At 72.7% G+C, this 17,385-nt stretch carries 14 protein-coding genes; 4 read left to right on the plus strand and 10 right to left on the minus strand.

Translation table 11 applies throughout. From position 1 onward, the window contains the following. Positions 1 to 43 precede the first annotated feature (43 nt). From ACFY6U_RS18185 to ACFY6U_RS18225, 9 genes are all read right to left on the minus strand, one after another. Complete coding sequence (locus ACFY6U_RS18185; RefSeq protein WP_390039302.1) at positions 44 to 1,108, minus strand: dihydrodipicolinate synthase family protein; 1,065 nt, start codon at positions 1,106 to 1,108, stop codon at positions 44 to 46. Next, on the minus strand, positions 1,108 to 2,721 hold the full coding sequence (locus ACFY6U_RS18190) for an FAD-dependent oxidoreductase (RefSeq protein WP_390039303.1): 1,614 nt from the start codon (positions 2,719 to 2,721) through the stop codon (positions 1,108 to 1,110). Before ACFY6U_RS18190 ends, ACFY6U_RS18185 begins: the two co-directional genes overlap by 1 nt. Then, complete coding sequence (locus ACFY6U_RS18195) at positions 2,718 to 4,895, minus strand: trehalase family glycosidase (protein ID WP_390039305.1); 2,178 nt, start codon at positions 4,893 to 4,895, stop codon at positions 2,718 to 2,720. Before ACFY6U_RS18195 ends, ACFY6U_RS18190 begins: the two co-directional genes overlap by 4 nt. Continuing rightward, a complete protein-coding gene (locus ACFY6U_RS18200) occupies positions 4,892 to 5,716 on the minus strand; it encodes an ATP-binding cassette domain-containing protein (RefSeq protein ID WP_390039307.1) in 825 nt (274 codons plus the stop codon). Before ACFY6U_RS18200 ends, ACFY6U_RS18195 begins: the two co-directional genes overlap by 4 nt. Then, a complete protein-coding gene (locus ACFY6U_RS18205) occupies positions 5,713 to 6,744 on the minus strand; it encodes an ABC transporter ATP-binding protein (RefSeq protein ID WP_390039309.1) in 1,032 nt (343 codons plus the stop codon). The genes ACFY6U_RS18200 and ACFY6U_RS18205 overlap by 4 nt, the downstream gene beginning before the upstream one ends. Continuing rightward, positions 6,741 to 8,282, minus strand: coding sequence for an ABC transporter substrate-binding protein (locus ACFY6U_RS18210; RefSeq protein WP_390039311.1), 1,542 nt, complete (start codon positions 8,280 to 8,282; stop codon positions 6,741 to 6,743). The genes ACFY6U_RS18205 and ACFY6U_RS18210 overlap by 4 nt, the downstream gene beginning before the upstream one ends. Before the next feature lie 69 nt (positions 8,283 to 8,351). Next, positions 8,352 to 9,230 carry an ABC transporter permease gene (locus tag ACFY6U_RS18215; RefSeq protein WP_390039313.1) on the minus strand — a complete coding sequence of 293 codons (879 nt, stop codon included), beginning with the start codon at positions 9,228 to 9,230 and terminating at the stop codon, positions 8,352 to 8,354. Continuing rightward, positions 9,230 to 10,156, minus strand: coding sequence for an ABC transporter permease (locus tag ACFY6U_RS18220; RefSeq protein ID WP_390039314.1), 927 nt, complete (start codon positions 10,154 to 10,156; stop codon positions 9,230 to 9,232). Before ACFY6U_RS18220 ends, ACFY6U_RS18215 begins: the two co-directional genes overlap by 1 nt. Beyond that, entirely contained in the window at positions 10,153 to 11,262 is a 1,110-nt protein-coding gene (locus ACFY6U_RS18225; protein ID WP_390039316.1) for a LacI family DNA-binding transcriptional regulator, read from the minus strand. The genes ACFY6U_RS18220 and ACFY6U_RS18225 overlap by 4 nt, the downstream gene beginning before the upstream one ends. A gap of 198 nt (positions 11,263 to 11,460) precedes the next feature. On the opposite strand from ACFY6U_RS18225, the gene ACFY6U_RS18230 reads away from it, so the two are divergent. The 4 genes from ACFY6U_RS18230 to ACFY6U_RS18245 all read left to right on the plus strand — a co-directional run bounded on the left by ACFY6U_RS18230 (position 11,461) and on the right by ACFY6U_RS18245 (position 14,264). Then, complete coding sequence (locus tag ACFY6U_RS18230; RefSeq protein WP_390039318.1) at positions 11,461 to 12,324, plus strand: phytanoyl-CoA dioxygenase family protein; 864 nt, start codon at positions 11,461 to 11,463, stop codon at positions 12,322 to 12,324. 4 nt (positions 12,325 to 12,328) lie between these two features. Then, positions 12,329 to 13,237 carry an AraC family transcriptional regulator gene (locus ACFY6U_RS18235; protein ID WP_390039320.1) on the plus strand — a complete coding sequence of 303 codons (909 nt, stop codon included), beginning with the start codon at positions 12,329 to 12,331 and terminating at the stop codon, positions 13,235 to 13,237. A 209-nt stretch (positions 13,238 to 13,446) separates the two neighbouring features. Next, positions 13,447 to 13,806 carry a hypothetical protein gene (locus ACFY6U_RS18240; RefSeq protein ID WP_390039322.1) on the plus strand — a complete coding sequence of 120 codons (360 nt, stop codon included), beginning with the start codon at positions 13,447 to 13,449 and terminating at the stop codon, positions 13,804 to 13,806. After that, entirely contained in the window at positions 13,791 to 14,264 is a 474-nt protein-coding gene (locus ACFY6U_RS18245; RefSeq protein WP_390039323.1) for a hypothetical protein, read from the plus strand. The genes ACFY6U_RS18240 and ACFY6U_RS18245 overlap by 16 nt, the downstream gene beginning before the upstream one ends. On the opposite strand, the gene ACFY6U_RS18250 is transcribed toward ACFY6U_RS18245, so the two are convergent. Then, on the minus strand, positions 14,186 to 17,128 hold the full coding sequence (locus tag ACFY6U_RS18250; RefSeq protein ID WP_390039325.1) for a LuxR C-terminal-related transcriptional regulator: 2,943 nt from the start codon (positions 17,126 to 17,128) through the stop codon (positions 14,186 to 14,188). The genes ACFY6U_RS18245 and ACFY6U_RS18250 overlap by 79 nt on opposite strands. Positions 17,129 to 17,385 lie beyond the last annotated feature (257 nt).

Consider the following 17,385-nt stretch of genomic DNA (forward strand, 5'->3'; position numbering starts at 1 on the left):
GGAGGGAGTACGGACGGGAGAGGGCACCGGTGCGGACTCGGGATCAGGCGCGTACGAGGTGCGCGTCGAGGGGGGCGAGCAGGTCGTGCAGTGCCTTCCGCTCCCCCTCGGAGCACGGTGTGAAGGGCGCGGCGGCATACGGCGGGCACAGTCCGCGTCCGGCCAGGACGGCCTTCACCGCCGGGACCCCGGGGCGTACGGTGTGCAACGCCAGTACCTCGTCGAGCAGTTGCTGCGCGCGCCGCGCGTCCTCGTGCCGGCCGTCGCGGTGGGCCCGGACGAGCTCGACGGTCACCGCGGGCGCCACGTTGGCCACCCCGAGGACGACTCCGTCGGCCCCGAGCCGCAGCGCGTCGAGTGCCTGGCGCTCCGCGCCCTGGCTGACCCCGAAGTCGTCGCGCCGACGGGCCGCCGCGAGGGCGTGGCCGAACAGTGCGGGGTCGCCCGAGCTGTCCTTGATGCCCACCAGGTGCGGGAGGGCGGTCAGTTCGTCGAGCAGGGCGGGGGTCAGCGGGTTCCCGTGGCGGGGCGCGTGGTAGGCGACGACGGGAACGCCGAGGCCGGCGAAGGCTGTGTAGTGGGTGACGATCTCGTCGTGCCGGTGGTGGAAGTAGATCGGCGGGCTGAGCACCAGCGCGTCCGGCGCGGCGGGGCGCACGGCCGCCGCCCGCGCCAGCGCCTCGGCGGTTCCGGCGGCCGTGGCGTTCACCAACACCGGTCCGCCGTCGGTGAGTTCGCGCCAGCGCTCGGCCACCGCGACGGCGAACTCGCCCAGTTCCGCCGTGGGCAGCAGCGGCCCTTCGCCGTTGCTGCCGAAGAGCATGAGGCCGCGGGCGCCGGCTGCCGCGAGCGCGCGGAGCAGGGCGTCGGCGGCCGGGGCCGAGGGGTGTCCGGGGTGGTCCATCGGGGTGACCAGAGGGACGATGACGCCGGCCAGCAGGGCGCGTCCGTCGGTCCGCCCCCTCTCGTCGACGACCGAGTGCCCGGCTGCGGGTGCCGTCAGGGGTCGTCGTTCGAGTGCGGCCGCGTCGTGGCTGGTCGCGCCCCGCGGCGGAGCCGCACACTGATGCAGCCCCGCGCCCCTTCGGGGCGCTTCGCCACCACCCATCAGTACCCCTTGACCTCGGGCCAGGCCAGTTCCACCCCGGCACGCGTGAGTTCGTCCTGGAAGCGGCGCAGTTCCTCGCCGTCCTCGTACACCTGCTCGACGTCCAGTCGGTTGTCGAGGCAGTACGCGGCCAGCGCCCCTGCCGCCTCGCCGATGTTCCACTCGACGGGGTGCAGCCGGTAGCAGCCGTTGGTGATGTGGGTGGTGCCGATGTTCTTGCACACGGGCAGCAGGTTCCGCATCCGCACGGGGAGCAGGGCGCCCAGCGGGATCTGGAAGGGGCTGCTGGCCACGTCGATGTAGGTGTCGCCGCCGGTGGAGGGATGCAGGTCGATCCGGTACATCCCGATGCCGACCGAGTCCGGGTAGCGCACCGCGCCGTGGTCGCCGCGCACGGCGAGGGACAGGTCCTGTTCGACGATCCGGCGCCGGGCGACGATCCGGCGTGACTCCCGGATGTACGGCGCCTTGGCCAGCCCGTCGGCCGTGCCCAGCACGTCACCGCGGAGCCGCAGACCGGGCCAGCCGGTGCCGCCGTCCGGACGGGGGGCCTCGGTCTGCAGCCAGTAGAGCATGCTGAGGCTCAGCTCCCGGGCCCCGGCCAGGTGCCGGTCCCGTTCCTTGTCGTCCACTCCGATCAGCGGGCCCGGCAGGTAGTCGATCATGGGCCAGTTGACGATGGTCACGTCGCTCGCGGCGAACCCCGGCGGGTACAGCTTCCGGGAGAACACCCGGCGGAACTCCCACAGTTCCTTGTCGCCCGCGTCCTTGCTCTGGTCGGCGACGACCGGCCCCGAGTCTGCGTTCGGGGTGAAGCCGCGCGGCACGGTCTGCAGCGTCCTCGGGTCGGGCGCGCTCAGGCTCAGCAGCCGGTTCGGCCACTGCGGCGGGCGGTAGGCGGCCCAGCGGTCGTAGCCGGCCGGCCTGTCGACGGTGTGGTCCTCTCCGGCCACGTGGTCGACGGCGAACACCCATGAGAACGCCTGCATGTTGGCCGGCTGGGCCGCGTCGGGTGCGCTCGGCTCCCCGGTGTCCCGCCGCGACTCGAAGCCCGTCACGTGCTCGGTGCCGGTCAGTGGCAGCAGGTCGCCGAGTTCCGTGGCGTCCAGGACGTAGGGCGCCGACACCTCGACCCGCGTGCCGTCCGGGCCCTCGACGACCACGGACCGTACCCGGTCGCCGTCCGCGGAAGCGGAAACCGGCCGGTGCCGGTACAGGATCCGCAGCCGCCCGGCTGCCACGTACCGCGCGACCATGGCCGCCAGGACGGCGGCGCCGACCCGCGGTTCGTGGCACAGCGGGCTCACCCGGCCCTCGCCCGGGTTGAGATACCGGCGCCGCCTGGCCTCCTCGGTGAGCGGGTACCAGGTCCGGTAGTGCTCGCGGACCGCCTCGCGCAGCGCGCGGTAGGTGCGGGTGGCGCCGAACTGCTCGATCCAGGCGTGCTCGTCGGGCGGTACGCCCTGGCTGGTGAGCTGACCGCCGATCCAGTCGGTCTCCTCGGTGAGCAGGACCGACCGCCCCCGGTCGAGGGCGGCCAGCGCCGCGGCCACCCCGCCGAGTCCCCCGCCGACGACGAGGATGTCCGTGGCCGCCGACGTCGGCGCGCTCATACACCGCTCCCTTCCTGTACGTCCCCCGCACCGTCCGGACCGAAGGTGAAGCTCCGAGGCGCGCCCCGTACGGCCACCGGCACGGGCGGGCCGCCGCCCGGCGGGGTGACGAGCAGGTCGCCGACGCCCTCGGCGGTCCCGGTGACACGGTCACGGGTCCACTGGTAGTCCCGTACGACGACGCCGGGCGCCAGGTCCAGCAGGACACGTCCTTCGAGGTGGACGGTGAGCCGGTCGGCCGCCCGGACGTCGAGGCGGCCGTCGCCCAGGGGCAGGTTGCACAGTTCGGCAGGCTCGCCCGGGTGGGCGAACCGCCAGCCGTCCGGCCGTGCGTCGGCCAGTTCGCCGAAGGCGAGATACGCCAGCAGTCCGCCCCAGGCCATCAACCCGTCCGACCTCTTCCGAAGGTTCGTCAGGTTCTCGCCGTCGACGGCCGGATAGTTCTCCCGGACGTGGCCGTGCTCGTGCCACTCGTGGAGGAACAGCCGCAGCAGGTCCCCCACCACCGGCCGGCTCAGCCCGGTCAGCTCGTACCTCCGCAGCCCGCGTACGGCGAGATAGGCCATCGGCGCCCAGATCCGGCCGCGCCAGTACGTCGCGGCGAACCCTGGGTCGTTGCGGGCAACGCTGGGCAAGGGCCGTACTCCGCCCAGCACTTCGGGCCTCAGCAGATCCGCCGCCGCCTTCGCGGCACGGCCTGGGTCCGGCAACCCGCCCAGCAGCGCGTACAGCATCGTCGGCGAGACGTGCGGATCATGCGTACCCGTGGAGGTGAGGTTACGGTAGCCGCCGCGCTCGTCGTCCCACAGCAGTCGGTCGGCTACCGTCCGGGCCGCGGCGGCCTCGGCGCGCAACCGGTCGGCCGTCGCGCGCTTCCCGAGGAGGCCGGCGATGTCCGCCAGCGCCTCGGCGTCGGCGATGTGCAGGGCGTTCAGGCCGACGTCGGCGAGGTCCATGGTGCGGGTCGCCGGGTCGTACCGGGCCTCGTCGTACATCGGCGAATCGTCCAGGCCCGACTCGCGTCTGGCCCGGTCCAGGGTCGCCGACGCCGCGTCGCCGGCGACCGGGTCGGAGCCCCAGGCGAGCAGCCCGTGCGGTCCGCGGCGGGCCCGGGGCCACCAGTCGTGCCAGGCCAGCAGTGCCGGGAAGGTGGTGTCGAGCAGCGCCGTGTCGCGGGTCCCGGGCGAGAGACCGCCCGCCAGATACGCCTGATACACCGTCAGCGCGCCGACCGGGGGCTGTGAGCGGTCGTCGGTGCGGCCCCTGTCGTCCGAGATCCGGTTCGGAATCATGCCGGCCTCGTCCGCGTACGGGAGGATCTGTTCGAAGATGCCGCGCGCGTAGTCCCGGTCGACGGCCGAGGCGGTGAGACCGGTGAAGAACGTGTCCCAGGCGTGCAGCGCCCAGGTGCCGTAGAAGCCCTTGCGTTCGGCGCAGACGAAGTCCCGTGAGGTGGGGGTCAGGACGCGGCCGATGTCCGGGGCGTAGACGGTGTTCCAGGTGACGGCCCGGGTCAGGGCGTCGGCGGCGTCGCCCAGCCAGCCGGTGGAACGAAGCGAGGTGCGTTCCGCGGTGCGGGCCGCGCTGTGCCGTCGTTCGGCTGCCGCGCCGTTGTGGCTGGTCGCGCCCCGCGGCGGAGCCGCAGATCGATACGGACCCGCGCCCCTTCGGGGCGCTGATGTGGCCGGCGCGATCCGCAGTTCCACGTCGGCTTCGGTGTCGAACGCCAGCCCCAGCGCAGTCGCCGGGCCCTCGATTCTCCGGGCCGGTGCCGAAGTGGTGAGCGTCCAGCGGATGCCGCCCGCGCGGACGGTGGCGGCCAGGTCCGTCTGCTGCTCGATGCCGTCCAAGCCCTCCACGGACAGCACGATCACCCCCGTGCTTTCGGCCAGAGCATCCAGCACATCCCCGGGGCCGCCCGCGAGCTCCAGCCGCAGCCGGTGGCCCGCCGCCCGTACCGTCACCTCGGCGTAGCTGCCGTCCACGGTGTGCGGGCCGAGCCGGTCGAGGCCGTCGCGCCAGGTGAAGCCGTCGAGCACCGGGCCTTCGGGGCCGAGGACGCCGAACCGCACGCGCGGCCCGTCCGGCAGCCGGTTCATGCCGGTGTGCGTACGGACGTCCCAGGTGTTCCAGCCGGTGGGTACCGGGGTCACGGCACGCCGCCTCTCACTCATACGACCGCCTCGCCGTCGGCGGCGCCGTCCCCCGGCACCGAGTCGTCCAGGTCCAGGGCCGCCTCCAGCAGCGCCTGCGTGTACGCGTGACGCGGTGCGGTCAGGACCTCGCCGGTCCGGCCCTCCTCCACGATCACGCCCCGGCGCATCACCGCCACCCGGTCGGCTATCTGGTGCACCACTCCCAGGTCGTGCGAGATGAACAGCAGCGCGAGCCGGTGCCGGCCCCGCAGGTCGGCCAGCAGCCGCAGGATCTGTGCCTGCACCGAGACGTCGAGCGCCGACACCGCCTCGTCGCACACCAGCAGCCGGGGCCGTACCGCCAGCGCTCTGGCGATGCTGACCCGCTGGCACTGGCCGCCCGACAGGTCCCCCGCGCGCCGTGCCGCCACCTCGGGATCGAGCCCCATGTCGGCGAGGAGCCGGTGCAGCGCCTCGGTGCGGTCGCCCTCGGGTGCGGTGACGGGGTGGGTGCTCCAGACCTCGGCGATGATCGAGGCGACCGTCATGCGCGGGTTCAGCGAGGACCGCGGGTCCTGGAACACCATCTGCACCGCACGCTGCAGTTCGGGCGGCCGGCGCCCCGCGCGGCCGAGCGGCCGTCCCTCGAAGGTGACGGTCCCGGCGCCGGGCCGCAGGAGTCCGGCCACGCACCGGGCGACGGTCGTCTTGCCGGAGCCCGACTCGCCGACCAGCCCGAGCGTCTCCTCGGGCGCCACCGACAGGCTCACCCCGTCCACGGCGATTTGACCGCTCCGCCGCCCTCCGTAACGGACGCGCAGGTCACGCACGTCCAGGAGGGCGCGCTCGCTCGTGCTCACGGCTGCGGCACCTCCTCCGCGAAGTGGCAGGCGCTCCAGCGGCCGGGCGCCACTTCCCGTACCTCCGGCCGTTCGGCGCGGCAGCGGGCGCGGGCCAGTGGGCAGCGCGGGTGGAAGGCGCAGCCGGCCGGCCGGTTCGCGGGGGTCGCCGGGGCCCCGGGCAGCGGGTCGGCCAGTGCGGTGCGGGTCCGGACGGCGGGCACGCTGCGTACCAGGGCGGCGGTGTACGGATGGAAGGGCCGACGCAGGACGTCACGGGCGGGCCCGCGTTCGCAGACCCGTCCGGCGTACATCACCACCACCTCTTCGCCGACGTGCGACACGACCCGCAGGTCGTGGCTGACCAGCAGCATCGCCAGGCCGTCCGCCGCCTGGACGGCGGCCAGCAGCCGCAGGATCCGGGCCTGCACGGTGACGTCGAGCGACGTCGTGGGCTCGTCGGCGAGCAGCAGCGCGGGGTTCCCGGCCAGCGCCATGGCGATCACGGCGCGCTGGCGCAGACCTCCGGAGAGTTCGTGCGGGTAGGCGCGCATCCGGCGCTCCGGCTCCGGCACGCCGACCCGGTCGAGGAGTTCGACGACCCGGCGGTGCACCTCGGCACGCGGCAGCCGGTCGCGGCGCGGTATCTCGCCGACCTGACGGCCGATCCGCTGGGTCGGGTTGAGGGCGGCGAGCGGGTCCTGGAAGATCATGGCGATCTCCCGGCCGCGTACCGCCCGGCGCCGTGCCGGGTCGGCGGCGAGCAGGTCCTCCCCGTGCCACAGCAGCCGGCCGGCCAGCGTGGCGCCCTCGGGCGGCAGGCCCAGGATCGCCTGGGCGGTCATGGTCTTCCCGCTGCCGGACTCGCCGATCAGCCCCACGGTGGTGGCCCGCGGCACGTCGAAGGAGACGCCGTCCAGCACGCGGGTCCGGGTGCCGCGCGGGCCGGGAAGTTCCACCACCAGGTCCTCGATGCGCAGGACCGGTCCGTCCGTCGTGGCCACCGCCTTCCCGGCCCCGTGTTCGCGTGCGGTTCCGGCGGGGGTCACGAGCCGCCGGTCCGTACGCCGGCGAAGTCCGGCAGCCCGCTGGCGTCGGGGACGAAGCCCTTCAGGTCGCTGTTCCAGGCGTAGGCGATGCTCACGGACATCGGGTACATGCCGACCGCGTCCTGCCAGATGATCCGACTGGCCTGACCGTAGAGGTCGGTGCGCTGCGCCTTGTCGGCCGTGGCGCCGGCCGCCGCGAGCAGACCGTCCAGCCTCTTGTTGCAGTAGCCCATGCGCCTGGCCGCGCAGGTGTAGAGGCGGCCCAGGTTGCTGGCCGCGTCGTAGCTGGGGGTGGCCAGCTGCTGGAAGTTGATGTCCCACCTGAGCGCGAGCAGGTCCTCCGTGAAGACGGCCTGCTCCTTCTCCAGCGGTTCCACCTGCACGCCGACCTTCTGCAGGTCCGAGACGACGGCCTGGATGAAGGGCTTGAACTCGTCGTTGGCGAACTGCAGCCGGAGTTTCTTCGAGAAGTCGAACCCGGCGGCGGTGAGGGCCGCCTTGGCGGCTGCCGGGTCGTGGGCGACGGCGGGCTGCGTCACGTGGCCGAGGACGACGCTCGTGACGGGTGCGTCGGCGGCCTTGCCGGTGTCGGGATAGAGCTTGTCGATGATGGTGCCGAAGTCGACGGCCTGCCAGATGGCCCGGCGGACCTTCGCGTCCTTGAGGGCGGGGATCGAGGAGTTGAACCACATGGTGAACTCGGCGCTGCTCGGCACGGTCTGCACGGTGAGGCCCTTCTGGCCTTTCAGCGAGGCGAGCTGGTCGTCGGGGATGCCCCAGACGACGTCGACCTCGCCGGTGCGCAGTGCGGTCATGCGGGCCGCGAGTTCGGGGATGTTCCGGATGGTGACCTTGCCGAGCGTGGGCTTCGTGCCGCGGTACTTCTTGTTGGGCACCAGGACCAGCGATCCGCTCGGGGTGAACGCGTCGACGCTGAACGGCCCCGACCCGACCGGGTGGTTGAAGAAGGCGGTGTCGTCCTTGCCGACGCCCGACGGGAGGACGTAGAAGGTGCCGAGCTTGCCGGGGACCGACGCGTCGGGCGCCGGGCTGTGCAGGACCACCTCGGTGGCGGAGACCTTGGTCATCGTGTCGCCCGGGAAGTTGCCCGCGTTGGGGCCGTTCAGGCCGATCATCCGCCGGAAGGAGGCGACCACGTCGTCGGCGTCGAGGGCGGAGCCGTCGGAGAAGCTGAGGCCGGAGCGCAGCGTGAACGTCCAGGCGGTGACGGACTTGTCGGGCTTCCAGGACGCCGCCAGGTCGCCTTCGAGGGTGCCGTCCGCAGCGGGTTTCACGAGTCTGCTGAAGATCTCCTGAGCGGCCAGCTGGGTGCCCGTGGAGGCGCCCTGGGCCCCGTGCGGGTCCAGGCTCTCGATCGGATAGGTGCCGGCGACCGTCACGTCCGTCGAGGCGGAACCGCCCCCGTTGTCGTCGCCGCCGGTGGTCGTCGAGCAGGCGGCGAGGAGCGCCGCGCCCGCCGTGGCGGTGGTGGCGAGCCGGATCAGCCGGCTCCGCCCGTGCTCACGCGTCCTGGTCATGATGGTGCTCCTCTCGATCGAGGGTCGGTCGGAGTCAGCCGGTGGGTGAGGCGCTGTACCTGGTGTGTTTCAGTCGGAGCGGCCACGCCCGTAGCGGGCGGTGAGCTGGTCGCCGAGGATGCCCACGTTGACGATCAGGAGGGACAGGGCGATGCCCGGCAGGGTGGAGATCCACCACTGCGTTTCGAGGTACTCCTTGCCGTTGGCGATGGTCTGCCCCCACGACACCGTCGAGAGGGGCAGCCCGATGCCGAGGAAGCTGAGGCCCGCCTCCGCCAGCACCACCAGAGCGAACTCGAGCGTGGCGAGGGCGACGATCGGTCCGGCCGTGAACGGGAGCACGTGCCGGGCGAGGACGGTCCGGCCGGGCACTCCGAGCACCCGGGCGGCGTCGACCCACGGCCGTTCCCTCAGGGAGAGCGCGATGCCCCGGGTGACGCGGGCGAAGCCGATCCAGCCGGTCGCCGAGAGCGCGACGACGACCAGCAGGACACTGCGCGCGAAGGCGCCCGCGATCACGATCGCCAGCAGGATCGCGGGGAACGCCAGCAGGACGTCGAAGATCCGGGCGAGTACGGCGTCGGCGACGCCGCGGAAGTAGCCGGCGACCGCACCGAGGAGGACCCCGGCGAGGCAGGACAGCGCGACCGTGGACACGCCGATGAGCACCGCCGTCCGGGCCCCGTAGACGATCTGGGCGAACATGTCGCGGCCGAGTCCGTCGGTGCCGAGCCAGGCCGTGCCCCCGGTGGACACCTTGGAGCCGGGTGCGAGCAGCCGGTCGTCCAGGGAGGTGTGCACCGGGTCGTAGTGGATCAGCAGGGGCCCGACGACGGCCACCAGCAGGTAGCAGCCCACGACCACGGCGGGGACCCGGGACAGGAGCGGGCGCCGGGCCTGCCGCGGAGCCGTCGTCGGCTGCTCGACGGCGACGGTGAGGTCGGCCATCAGACGGCTCCCGTCCGGATCCGCGGATCCAGCTGGGCGATGAGCAGATCGGCCATCAGGTTGAGCACGACGACGATGCCGGCGATGAGCAGGGTCGCGCCCTGTACGACCGTGTAGTCGCGGTTGGCGACCGCCTCCACCACCAGCGATCCGAGGCCGGGCCAGGCGAACACGTTCTCGACGATCACGGCGCCGCCGACCAGGGCCCCGACCTGGACGCCCACCACGGTCACCACCGGGATCAGCGAGTTGCGCAGGGCGTGGCCGAACAGCACCTGACGCTCGGTCAGCCCCTTGGCGCGCGCGGTCCGGATGTAGCTCTCGCCCATCGTCTCCGCGACGCTGGTCCGGGTCAGCCGGGCGATGATCGCGACGAACGGGAAGGAGAGGGTGACGGCGGGCAGCACCAGGTGCTGGGGGGTGCCGACCCCGGAACTGGGCAGCAGGCGCAGGGTGAGGGCGAAGACCAGGACCAGCATGATGCCGATCCAGAACGTCGGGAACGACTGGAGGGCGATCGTGCAGGCCGAGACCATCCGGTCCACCAGGCTGCCCGGCCGCGCCCCGGCCAGCATGCCGAGCGTCAGCCCCACGATCACCGCGATCACGGTGGCCGTCACGGTGAGGTCGACGGTGGCGGGCAGCCGGTCGAGGACCGCGCCCATCGCGGACCTGCCGAGCCAGTGCGACCGGCCGAAGTCGAGCCGGCAGACGTCGCCGAGGTAGCTGAGGTACTGCGCGCCGAGCGGCCGGTCGAGACCGAGCGAGGAGCGCAGCTGGTCGATCTGGCTCCGGGTGGCGTCCGGGCCGAGCAGTACCGTCGCGGGGTCGCCGGGTGCGGCCCGGACGACGAGGAAGATCAGTGAGGCGGCGCCCCACATCACGAAGACTCCGATGAGCAGCCGGTGCACGATCATCCGGATCATGTCCTCGGCCTCCTGGCGGCCGTACGACCCGTGGGTACCGGGCCGATCGAGTCGCCCGGTACGAAGGCGCAGGGCACCGTGAGCTGCCGCGGCTCGGGGGTCTCCTGGTCGAGCAGCTCGATCAGCACCCGTACGGCTTCCCCCGCCATCCGGGCCCGGGGCAGCGAGAACCGCGTCCAGTTCCGGGAGTCGGGTGTCCAGGACGGCGGATCGCCCAGCAGGGCCAGCGAGCAGTCCTCCGGGAACCGGACCCGTTCCGTGCCGGCCATCGTCGCCAGCGCCCCGGTGAGCCGGTCGTCCTCCGTCGGCTCGACCAGCAGCGCGGTGATCCCGAGTCCGTCGGCCCACCCCGCCAGCCGGTCGACCGTCAGGTCCGCCGGATCGGCCAGGCTCCGGATCAGCGCCTCGTCCACGGCGATCCCGGCGTCGGCCAGCCCGCGCCGGTATCCCTCCTCGCGGTCCCTGGTGGGCTCGCTGTCCTCCGGGGCCCGCAGATACAGGATCCGCCGGTGGCCGAGCCGCGCCAGCTCCGCGACGAGTTCCGCGGTCGCCGAGACGTAGTCGGCGGCCACATAGGAGAGTTCGCCGTCGTCCACCTCGCGGCGTCCGACGAAGACGAACGGGAAGTCCTCCCGGACCAGCGCGGACAGCTCCTCGCGGCGGACGTTCCGGCCGAGCAGGACACAACCGTCCGCGATCTTCAGCCGGTTGGTGCCACCGGCGTAGATGGACCGCTCGGCCGTCGCCGTGCTGGACGCACCGCCGCCGGAGCAGAACAGCAGCAGGTCGTAGCCCTGCCGTGCCGTCTCCTCCTCCACGCCGAGCAGGAACGGGTAGTAGAAGTCGCGTTGGTCGGTCGGGAACACCGACTCGAAGGTGTAGAGCCCGAGCAGCCGGTTCCGGCCGCCCTTCAGGCTGCGCGCGGCGACGTTGGCCGTATAGCCGAGTTCCTCGGCCGCCGCCAGCACGGCCCGGCGGGTCGGTTCCGCGATCTGCGCACTCGCCGCGCCTCCGCTGATCACCAGCGACACCGTCGCCTGGGAGACTCCGGCACGCCGGGCGATGTCCCGTTGGGTGGTGCGTCTACGTCGTTCGGGAGGTGCCATGAGCGCTCCCACTTAATACGTATCAGCAAGTGCCGAACGACGCTACTCGGACGCGACGAAAGGCGTCAAGACACGTGAACTCCCTTTGTCATGCTTGTTTCTGACAGATGATCCGATCTTGCGGAGTGACCGGATTCGCCATCCCTGTGCACGGGTGAGCCATGGCATGCGGACGCGAAGTCCAGGAACATCGGGACCATGGCCGAGAACGCCGTCGACGACGACCTCGCGTCCCGCTTCGGCCGGGACGGTTACGCGGTGCTGCCGGACGCCCTGACCCCGGCCGAGGTGGCCGAGCTGCGGGCGGAGACCGCGCGGATCTGCCGCGGCCGGCGGGGTGCCGTCGAGGGCGCGCCGCCGCCGGTCGCGGGCGAGAGCGACGACGAGACCGTACGGCGGTTCCTGTGCGTGCACTATCCGCACAAGCTGTCGCCGCTCATGCTCGACACCATGCGCCACCCCTCCGTCGTCGGACCGCTGACCGAAGTGATCGGTCCCGACGTCAAGGCGATGCAGTCGATGCTGTTCGTCAAGTCCGAGGGGAAGCCTGGCCAGGCGTGGCACCAGGACGAGATGTTCATCCCCACCCGGGACCGGTCGCTGACCGCCGCCTGGCTGGCCCTCGACGACGCCACCGTGGACAACGGCTGCCTGTGGGTCCTGCCGGGCTCGCACCGCGCCGGCGTCATCTACCCCAACCGGCAGCACGAGGACCCCCGTTACGACTGCACGGTCGAGTCCTACGCCTTCCCGTACGACGAGACGCAGGCCGTCCCCGTCGAGATCCCGGCCGGATCGGTGCTGCTCTTCAACGGCTACCTGCTGCACAAGTCACTGCCCAACACCGGCCGGCAGGGGTTGCGCAGGGCTCTGGTCAACCACTACATGAGCGCCTCGTCCCTCCTCCCCTGGGCGCCCCCCGGGGCCGACGTACCCATGGCCCAGGCCGACTTCCGGGACATCGTGCTGGTCGCGGGCCGGGACCCGTACGCCTACAAGGGCACCGCCGACGTGCGCAGGCCCCGGGTGCGCCGCGACCGGTCCGGGGGCTGCGACCGGTGAGGCCGTGACGGCACGTGTCCCGCCGCCCGCCCCCGTGCTGCTGTCCCGGCTCGGTCCCGCTGTCGCCGACTACCCGGCCGGTGCGGTCTTCGGCCCCAGGGACGCCGGATCGTACGAATTCGTCTGGCTGCTGCACGGCAGCGCCCGCTGGGTCTGCGGCGACCTGACCGTACCCCTGACGCCCGGCACGCTGCTGCTGGTGCGCCCCGGTATGCGCGACACGTTCCACTGGGACGGGCACCGGCCCACCCGGCACGCCTACACGCACTTCCGGCTGCCCCCGGTCGCAGGGGGCACGGAACGCCCCGACGACACCGGCTGGCCGGTCGTCCGGGACCTGTCGGGCCGGGGAGATCCGATGCCCGCGCTCTGCCGGTACCTGCTGTCGCTCGGCGCGACCCGCCCGCCGGGCTGGGAGCGGCACGCCGAGGAGACGCTGCGGCTGCTGCTCCTCACCTTCGTGGACGGCGCCGGCCCCGGCCCACCGGCGCTCCCGGAGCCGCTGCTCGCCATGATGGCCGCGGTCCGCCGCCACTGGTCGGACGGCGTCGCCCGCCCGCTTCCCCTGGAGCGGCTGGCGCGGGCGGCCGGCGTCTCGGAGAGCACGCTGTCCCGGATCTGCCGGCGGCACCTGGGCGTCAGCCCCGTCGCCGGTCTCGAAAGGCTCCGCCTGGCCAGGGCCGAGCCACTGCTGTGGCTGAGCAACCTCTCGCTCCGCGCCATAGCCGTACGCTGCGGCTTCCCCGACGCCTACCACTTCTCGCGCCGGTTCCGTGCGGTCTACGGCATGTCCCCGAGCGCCTTCCGCAAGCTGCCGCCCGAGTCGGCCCCGCCGTCCCCGGTCACCGACGGCGTCCTGTCCGCACTCCAGGCCCTGGCGCCGCCCTCGCAAGCGGGCTCGCAGCGCGCATGACCTCCACGGCCCGAGGCCGTCGCGGCGGGGCATCCCGAAGATACGTAACGGACGTACGCAGACCCACGCTTGTCACGTGTGGACGTGACTCGGAGTCTCGTCCTCATGACTCCTCCCACCCCCGCGTCGCCCGAGGTCGCAGACCTTGCCGGCCGCCACCGGCTGGGGCGCTCCAGGGCGCGTTCGCGCCGAAGCGCCTCGGGCGGGCGGTGTTCGCCGCACATGTCTTCACCTGCCTCATGCTCACGGTGTTCTTCCTGATACCCGGGCTGCTGTACTACTGGTTCTCCATGCGCCGCTTCCCCGACTTCAGCCGGAAGCGGGCCGCCCAGCGGCTGTACCTGTTCGAAGAGGGGCTGGTCGTGCACCCGCCGTCCGGCGGCGGGCCGGTCGCCCTGCGCTGGGACTCCCTGCGCCTCCAGCAGGAGATCACCCAGCTGGTCATCAACGGCCGCCCCATACCGACCAAGTACACCTACTCGGCGAGCGCCCCGGCCAGGGGGCGGTGCGGATCACGGAGTTCTACGAGGATGCCGGCGTCTGGGGTCCCCGGATGCAGGACGCGGTGATGCGTGCGCAGAGACCGGCCGTGCTGGAGACGCTCCGCGAGGGCGGCACGGTCCCGTTCGGGGTGCTCTCGCTCTCCCGCGCGGCCGTGAGCGCCCGCGGGCAGGGCAGCCTGCCCTGGCCGCAGGTCCGGGAGGTCCAAGCCGCGGGCGGCCTGGTCCGCATCATGACCACCGACGCCTCGGGGCCCCCGTCCGCTGGTCCGACCACTTGGCCAAGGACATCACCAACCTGCACCTGTTCCTGGCGTTCGCCCGCGGCCTGCACAAGGAGTCCGCCGCCTGACGCTCCGGTAGCAGAAGCCTGTTGGTGGGAGGTCGGCGAAGGTGTCCCGGCCGAGCCCCTGGCCCGGTGGTGCAGGGGCACGGCCGGAGCGAACGGTCAGACGGTCGGCCGGTGGGCCACTCGGCCGAGTGCGCGCGGCAGTGCCGCCCGGGAGGGGATGTCGAGCTTGCGGTAGATACGCCCGAGGTGGGTTTCGACCGTCCTGGTGCTGACGAAGAGCTGCTCTGCGATCTCCTTGGTGCGCTTGCCCTCTGCCGCCAGTTCCGCGATCTCCCGCTCTCGCTCGGTGAGCAGGGCCACCGTCGAAGGGGCGCTCGCGTCCTGCGCCGTCGCGACCGTCGTACCGGCGGAGGCGCGGGACGCCGGCAGCAGGATCCTGACCCTTGCCGCCTCCTCACGGATCCGCTGTGCGCCACAAGCCCGGGCGGCCTTCCCCGCCGTGTCGAGCCACTCGAGCGCCTGCTGGCTGCCATGGACCGCGCCCACCGAAGGCGCCCCGGCCACCAGGGTCCAGGCGTGTTCCACCGGCAGGTCCGCGCGGCGGAACGATTCCGCAGCCTCGCGGAACAGCCCTGCCGCCACCTGGTGTTCTCCCTGCGCGGCGTGCAGCGCGGCCCGGGCTCTGCGTACGTGCTGCTGTTGCAGCGGCAGCCCCAGCTGCTCAGCCGCGGCCTCCCCGGTCCTGGCCCAGTCGTGTGCGGCGTCGACGTCACCGCACCGCAGTGCCGCGACGGAGGCGAGGGCCAGAAGGGAGGGCTGCCAGGCCCGCATCAGCCGCTGCAGCCGCGGGCCGCCCTCCTCGACGAGGGTGCGCAGACAGGCTGCCGGATCCCCGCCGAGGAACTGGGCATGGGCGTGCAGGCCGACCGCTACCGCTGCCCGCCAGCCCCGCTTGCGCAAGGCCAGGGAGAGTCCTTCCCCGGCGAGTTCGAGCAGCTTGTCGGTGTCCCGCCGTGGACGTGTCCACAGCAGCCCTGTCGCCCGCAGGATCATGGCGAGCCCGGCGGCTTCGTCGGCCCCGGTCATCCGGGCGAGCAGCTCGGCCTCGCCGGCACGGCGGCAGAGCGACTCCAGACGCCCCGTGGTCTGGTCCAGGTGGCACAGAGCCACGAGTTGGTTGATCCGGATGAACCTCCGGGTGGCACCCTCGGTGGCCTGCAGTCCTCTTTCCAGATGCCGGTAGGCGTCGTGGAACCGCTCCTGGAACAGCTCGGCGCAGCCGAGCATCGCCAGGACGTCGGGCATGGTGACGGCAGCGGCGTCCGGCAGTGCGTCCACCATCCGGGCGCAGGTGGTGACCTCGTCGACGGCTTCGGGCAGCAGTCCGAGCTGGGTGTCGCCGAGAGCGCCCAAGGCCCGCAGGTAGGGCACCGCCGGGCCGGCGGCGCCGGCGGCCTCCGCCGCCTCGCGGACCACGTCGCGTGCCTCGGCGTAGGCGCCCCGGAACAGCTGCACGCGCCCGTATGCGGTGATCAGTTCGGCCACCGGCGCCGGAAGCGGAACGGGCAGCGGGCGGGGTACGAGGTCGAGTGCCGTCCGGATCACCGCTCCGGCCTCCTGGTGGCGGCCCAGCAACCGCTCCAGCTCTCCGCAGACGGCGTAGGCGCTCATCCGCAAATCCTCGGAGAGATCCGACTGGTGCCGGAGCAGATCGTGCATGAGGGAACGGGCTTCCCGCAGGCGGCCCACGGCGCTCAGGGCCCGGCAGCAGTCGAGCACCAGGGCGACTCGAAGAGCGCTGATCCCGTCGTCGGCAGGCAGGTGGTCCAGCGCCAGACGCAGCCAGCGGGCGGCCACGGCCGGCGACTTGGCCATCGCCTCCGCGGCGCCCTCGACCAGTACCTGGTGGGCCCCAGCGCTGCCCGCGCCCACCAGGTACTCGGCCTGCCGGGCGCGTCGGAGCACCGGCGCTCCTCGCGTGGTGAGCAGGTCCAGGGCCCGCCGGTGGGCGTAGCCCCGCAGCGACGGCGAAGCGTGCTGCAGGGCGACGTGGCCGAGCACCGGGTGCCGGAAGACGTACCCGCCGCCCGAGGGCAGCGGTCGTATCAGGTCCGCCGCGACGAGTTCGGTGAACGCTCCGAGGGCCCGTTGGAGACCGAGACCGGAGACCGCGCCGACGTCGTCCGGCAGGAAGGGATCGCCGAGGACGGCGGCGACCTGGACCGAGAGCGCGGCGTCGGTGCTGATGGAGTCCAGCTCGGTGAGGACGGGTACGGCCTCCCTGAGCATGCCGTCCCGGTCCGGACCGCAACTCAGCGGCCACTCGTCCGGGTCCCACCGCGCCGCGAGCAGGATCCGCAGCATCCGCGGGTTGCCGCCGGAAGCGGCCTGCAACTGCTCGGCGTACGTGTCGTCGGTCAAGGGTGCCGTGGAGGCGTGCCACTCGGTGTAGGCATGGTCACGCGTCGGCTGGGAGAGGGTGTGACGGGAGGTGGTGTCAGTCTGGGATCCGTCGTGACCGAGGAAGGCGGACACCGCCCGGACATCCAGGGAGGACGGGGCCAGGCGGATGACCGAACCGGTCTCGGCTCCGTGTTCGAGGGCTTCTCTCAGTACCGGGCCGGACTGCCGCGGGCGATGCGCCAGCGCCAGGACGAACGGGCCGGGCGGGGGTGTCCGCACGAGCTGCGCGATCACTCCCGCGGACTGCTCGTCGCACAGATGCACGTTGTCGAGGACAAGCACGCCGCCGCGCTGCGCCGCCCACCGCGCCAGCACTCTCCGCACCTCGGCGCCGAGCTCTCGGCCGACCGGGGATTCCCGCACGTCGAGGGTATCCAGCAACTCCCTGACGACCTGGCCGGGTTGAGTCGTGCCGTGCGCGGCTTGGGCTCGCGCCACCGCCACACCGGCCCCGGACGCCCGCTCGGCGAGCAGGCCGAGCAGAGCGGTCTTGCCGATCCCCGGCTCACCGGGGATCTCCACCACCGCTCCCCTGCCGTCGGTCAGATCCTGTACGACCGCGGAAAGACGCTCGGCCTGCGGGTGTCTGCCGACGAGAACGACGCCGTTCGCATGGGCCGGATCTCTGGGGGGCAAGCGCGCCCCTCCCTTCCCGTGAATGTGCACACGAGCGATCACGCCCTTTGTCATCGATTCGGATACTAGGCCATGACGTCGACCGACTTGTGGCCTGCACAGTGACCTGTGAGTGGGCCGGAGTCGTCAGCGGCCGCCGCTCGGCAGTGAGTTCGGGTGCCACTGGACATGGCGGCGCGGCTGCCGGCGTCGAGCGCTTCGATCCGTCTCGCGGACGGAGGCGAGCGGGCGCGGGCCGCGTCCTGAGAAGTGGTGTA

It is taken from the genome of Streptomyces sp. NPDC013157 (assembly GCF_042899865.1).
Taxonomy (GTDB): domain Bacteria; phylum Actinomycetota; class Actinomycetes; order Streptomycetales; family Streptomycetaceae; genus Streptomyces.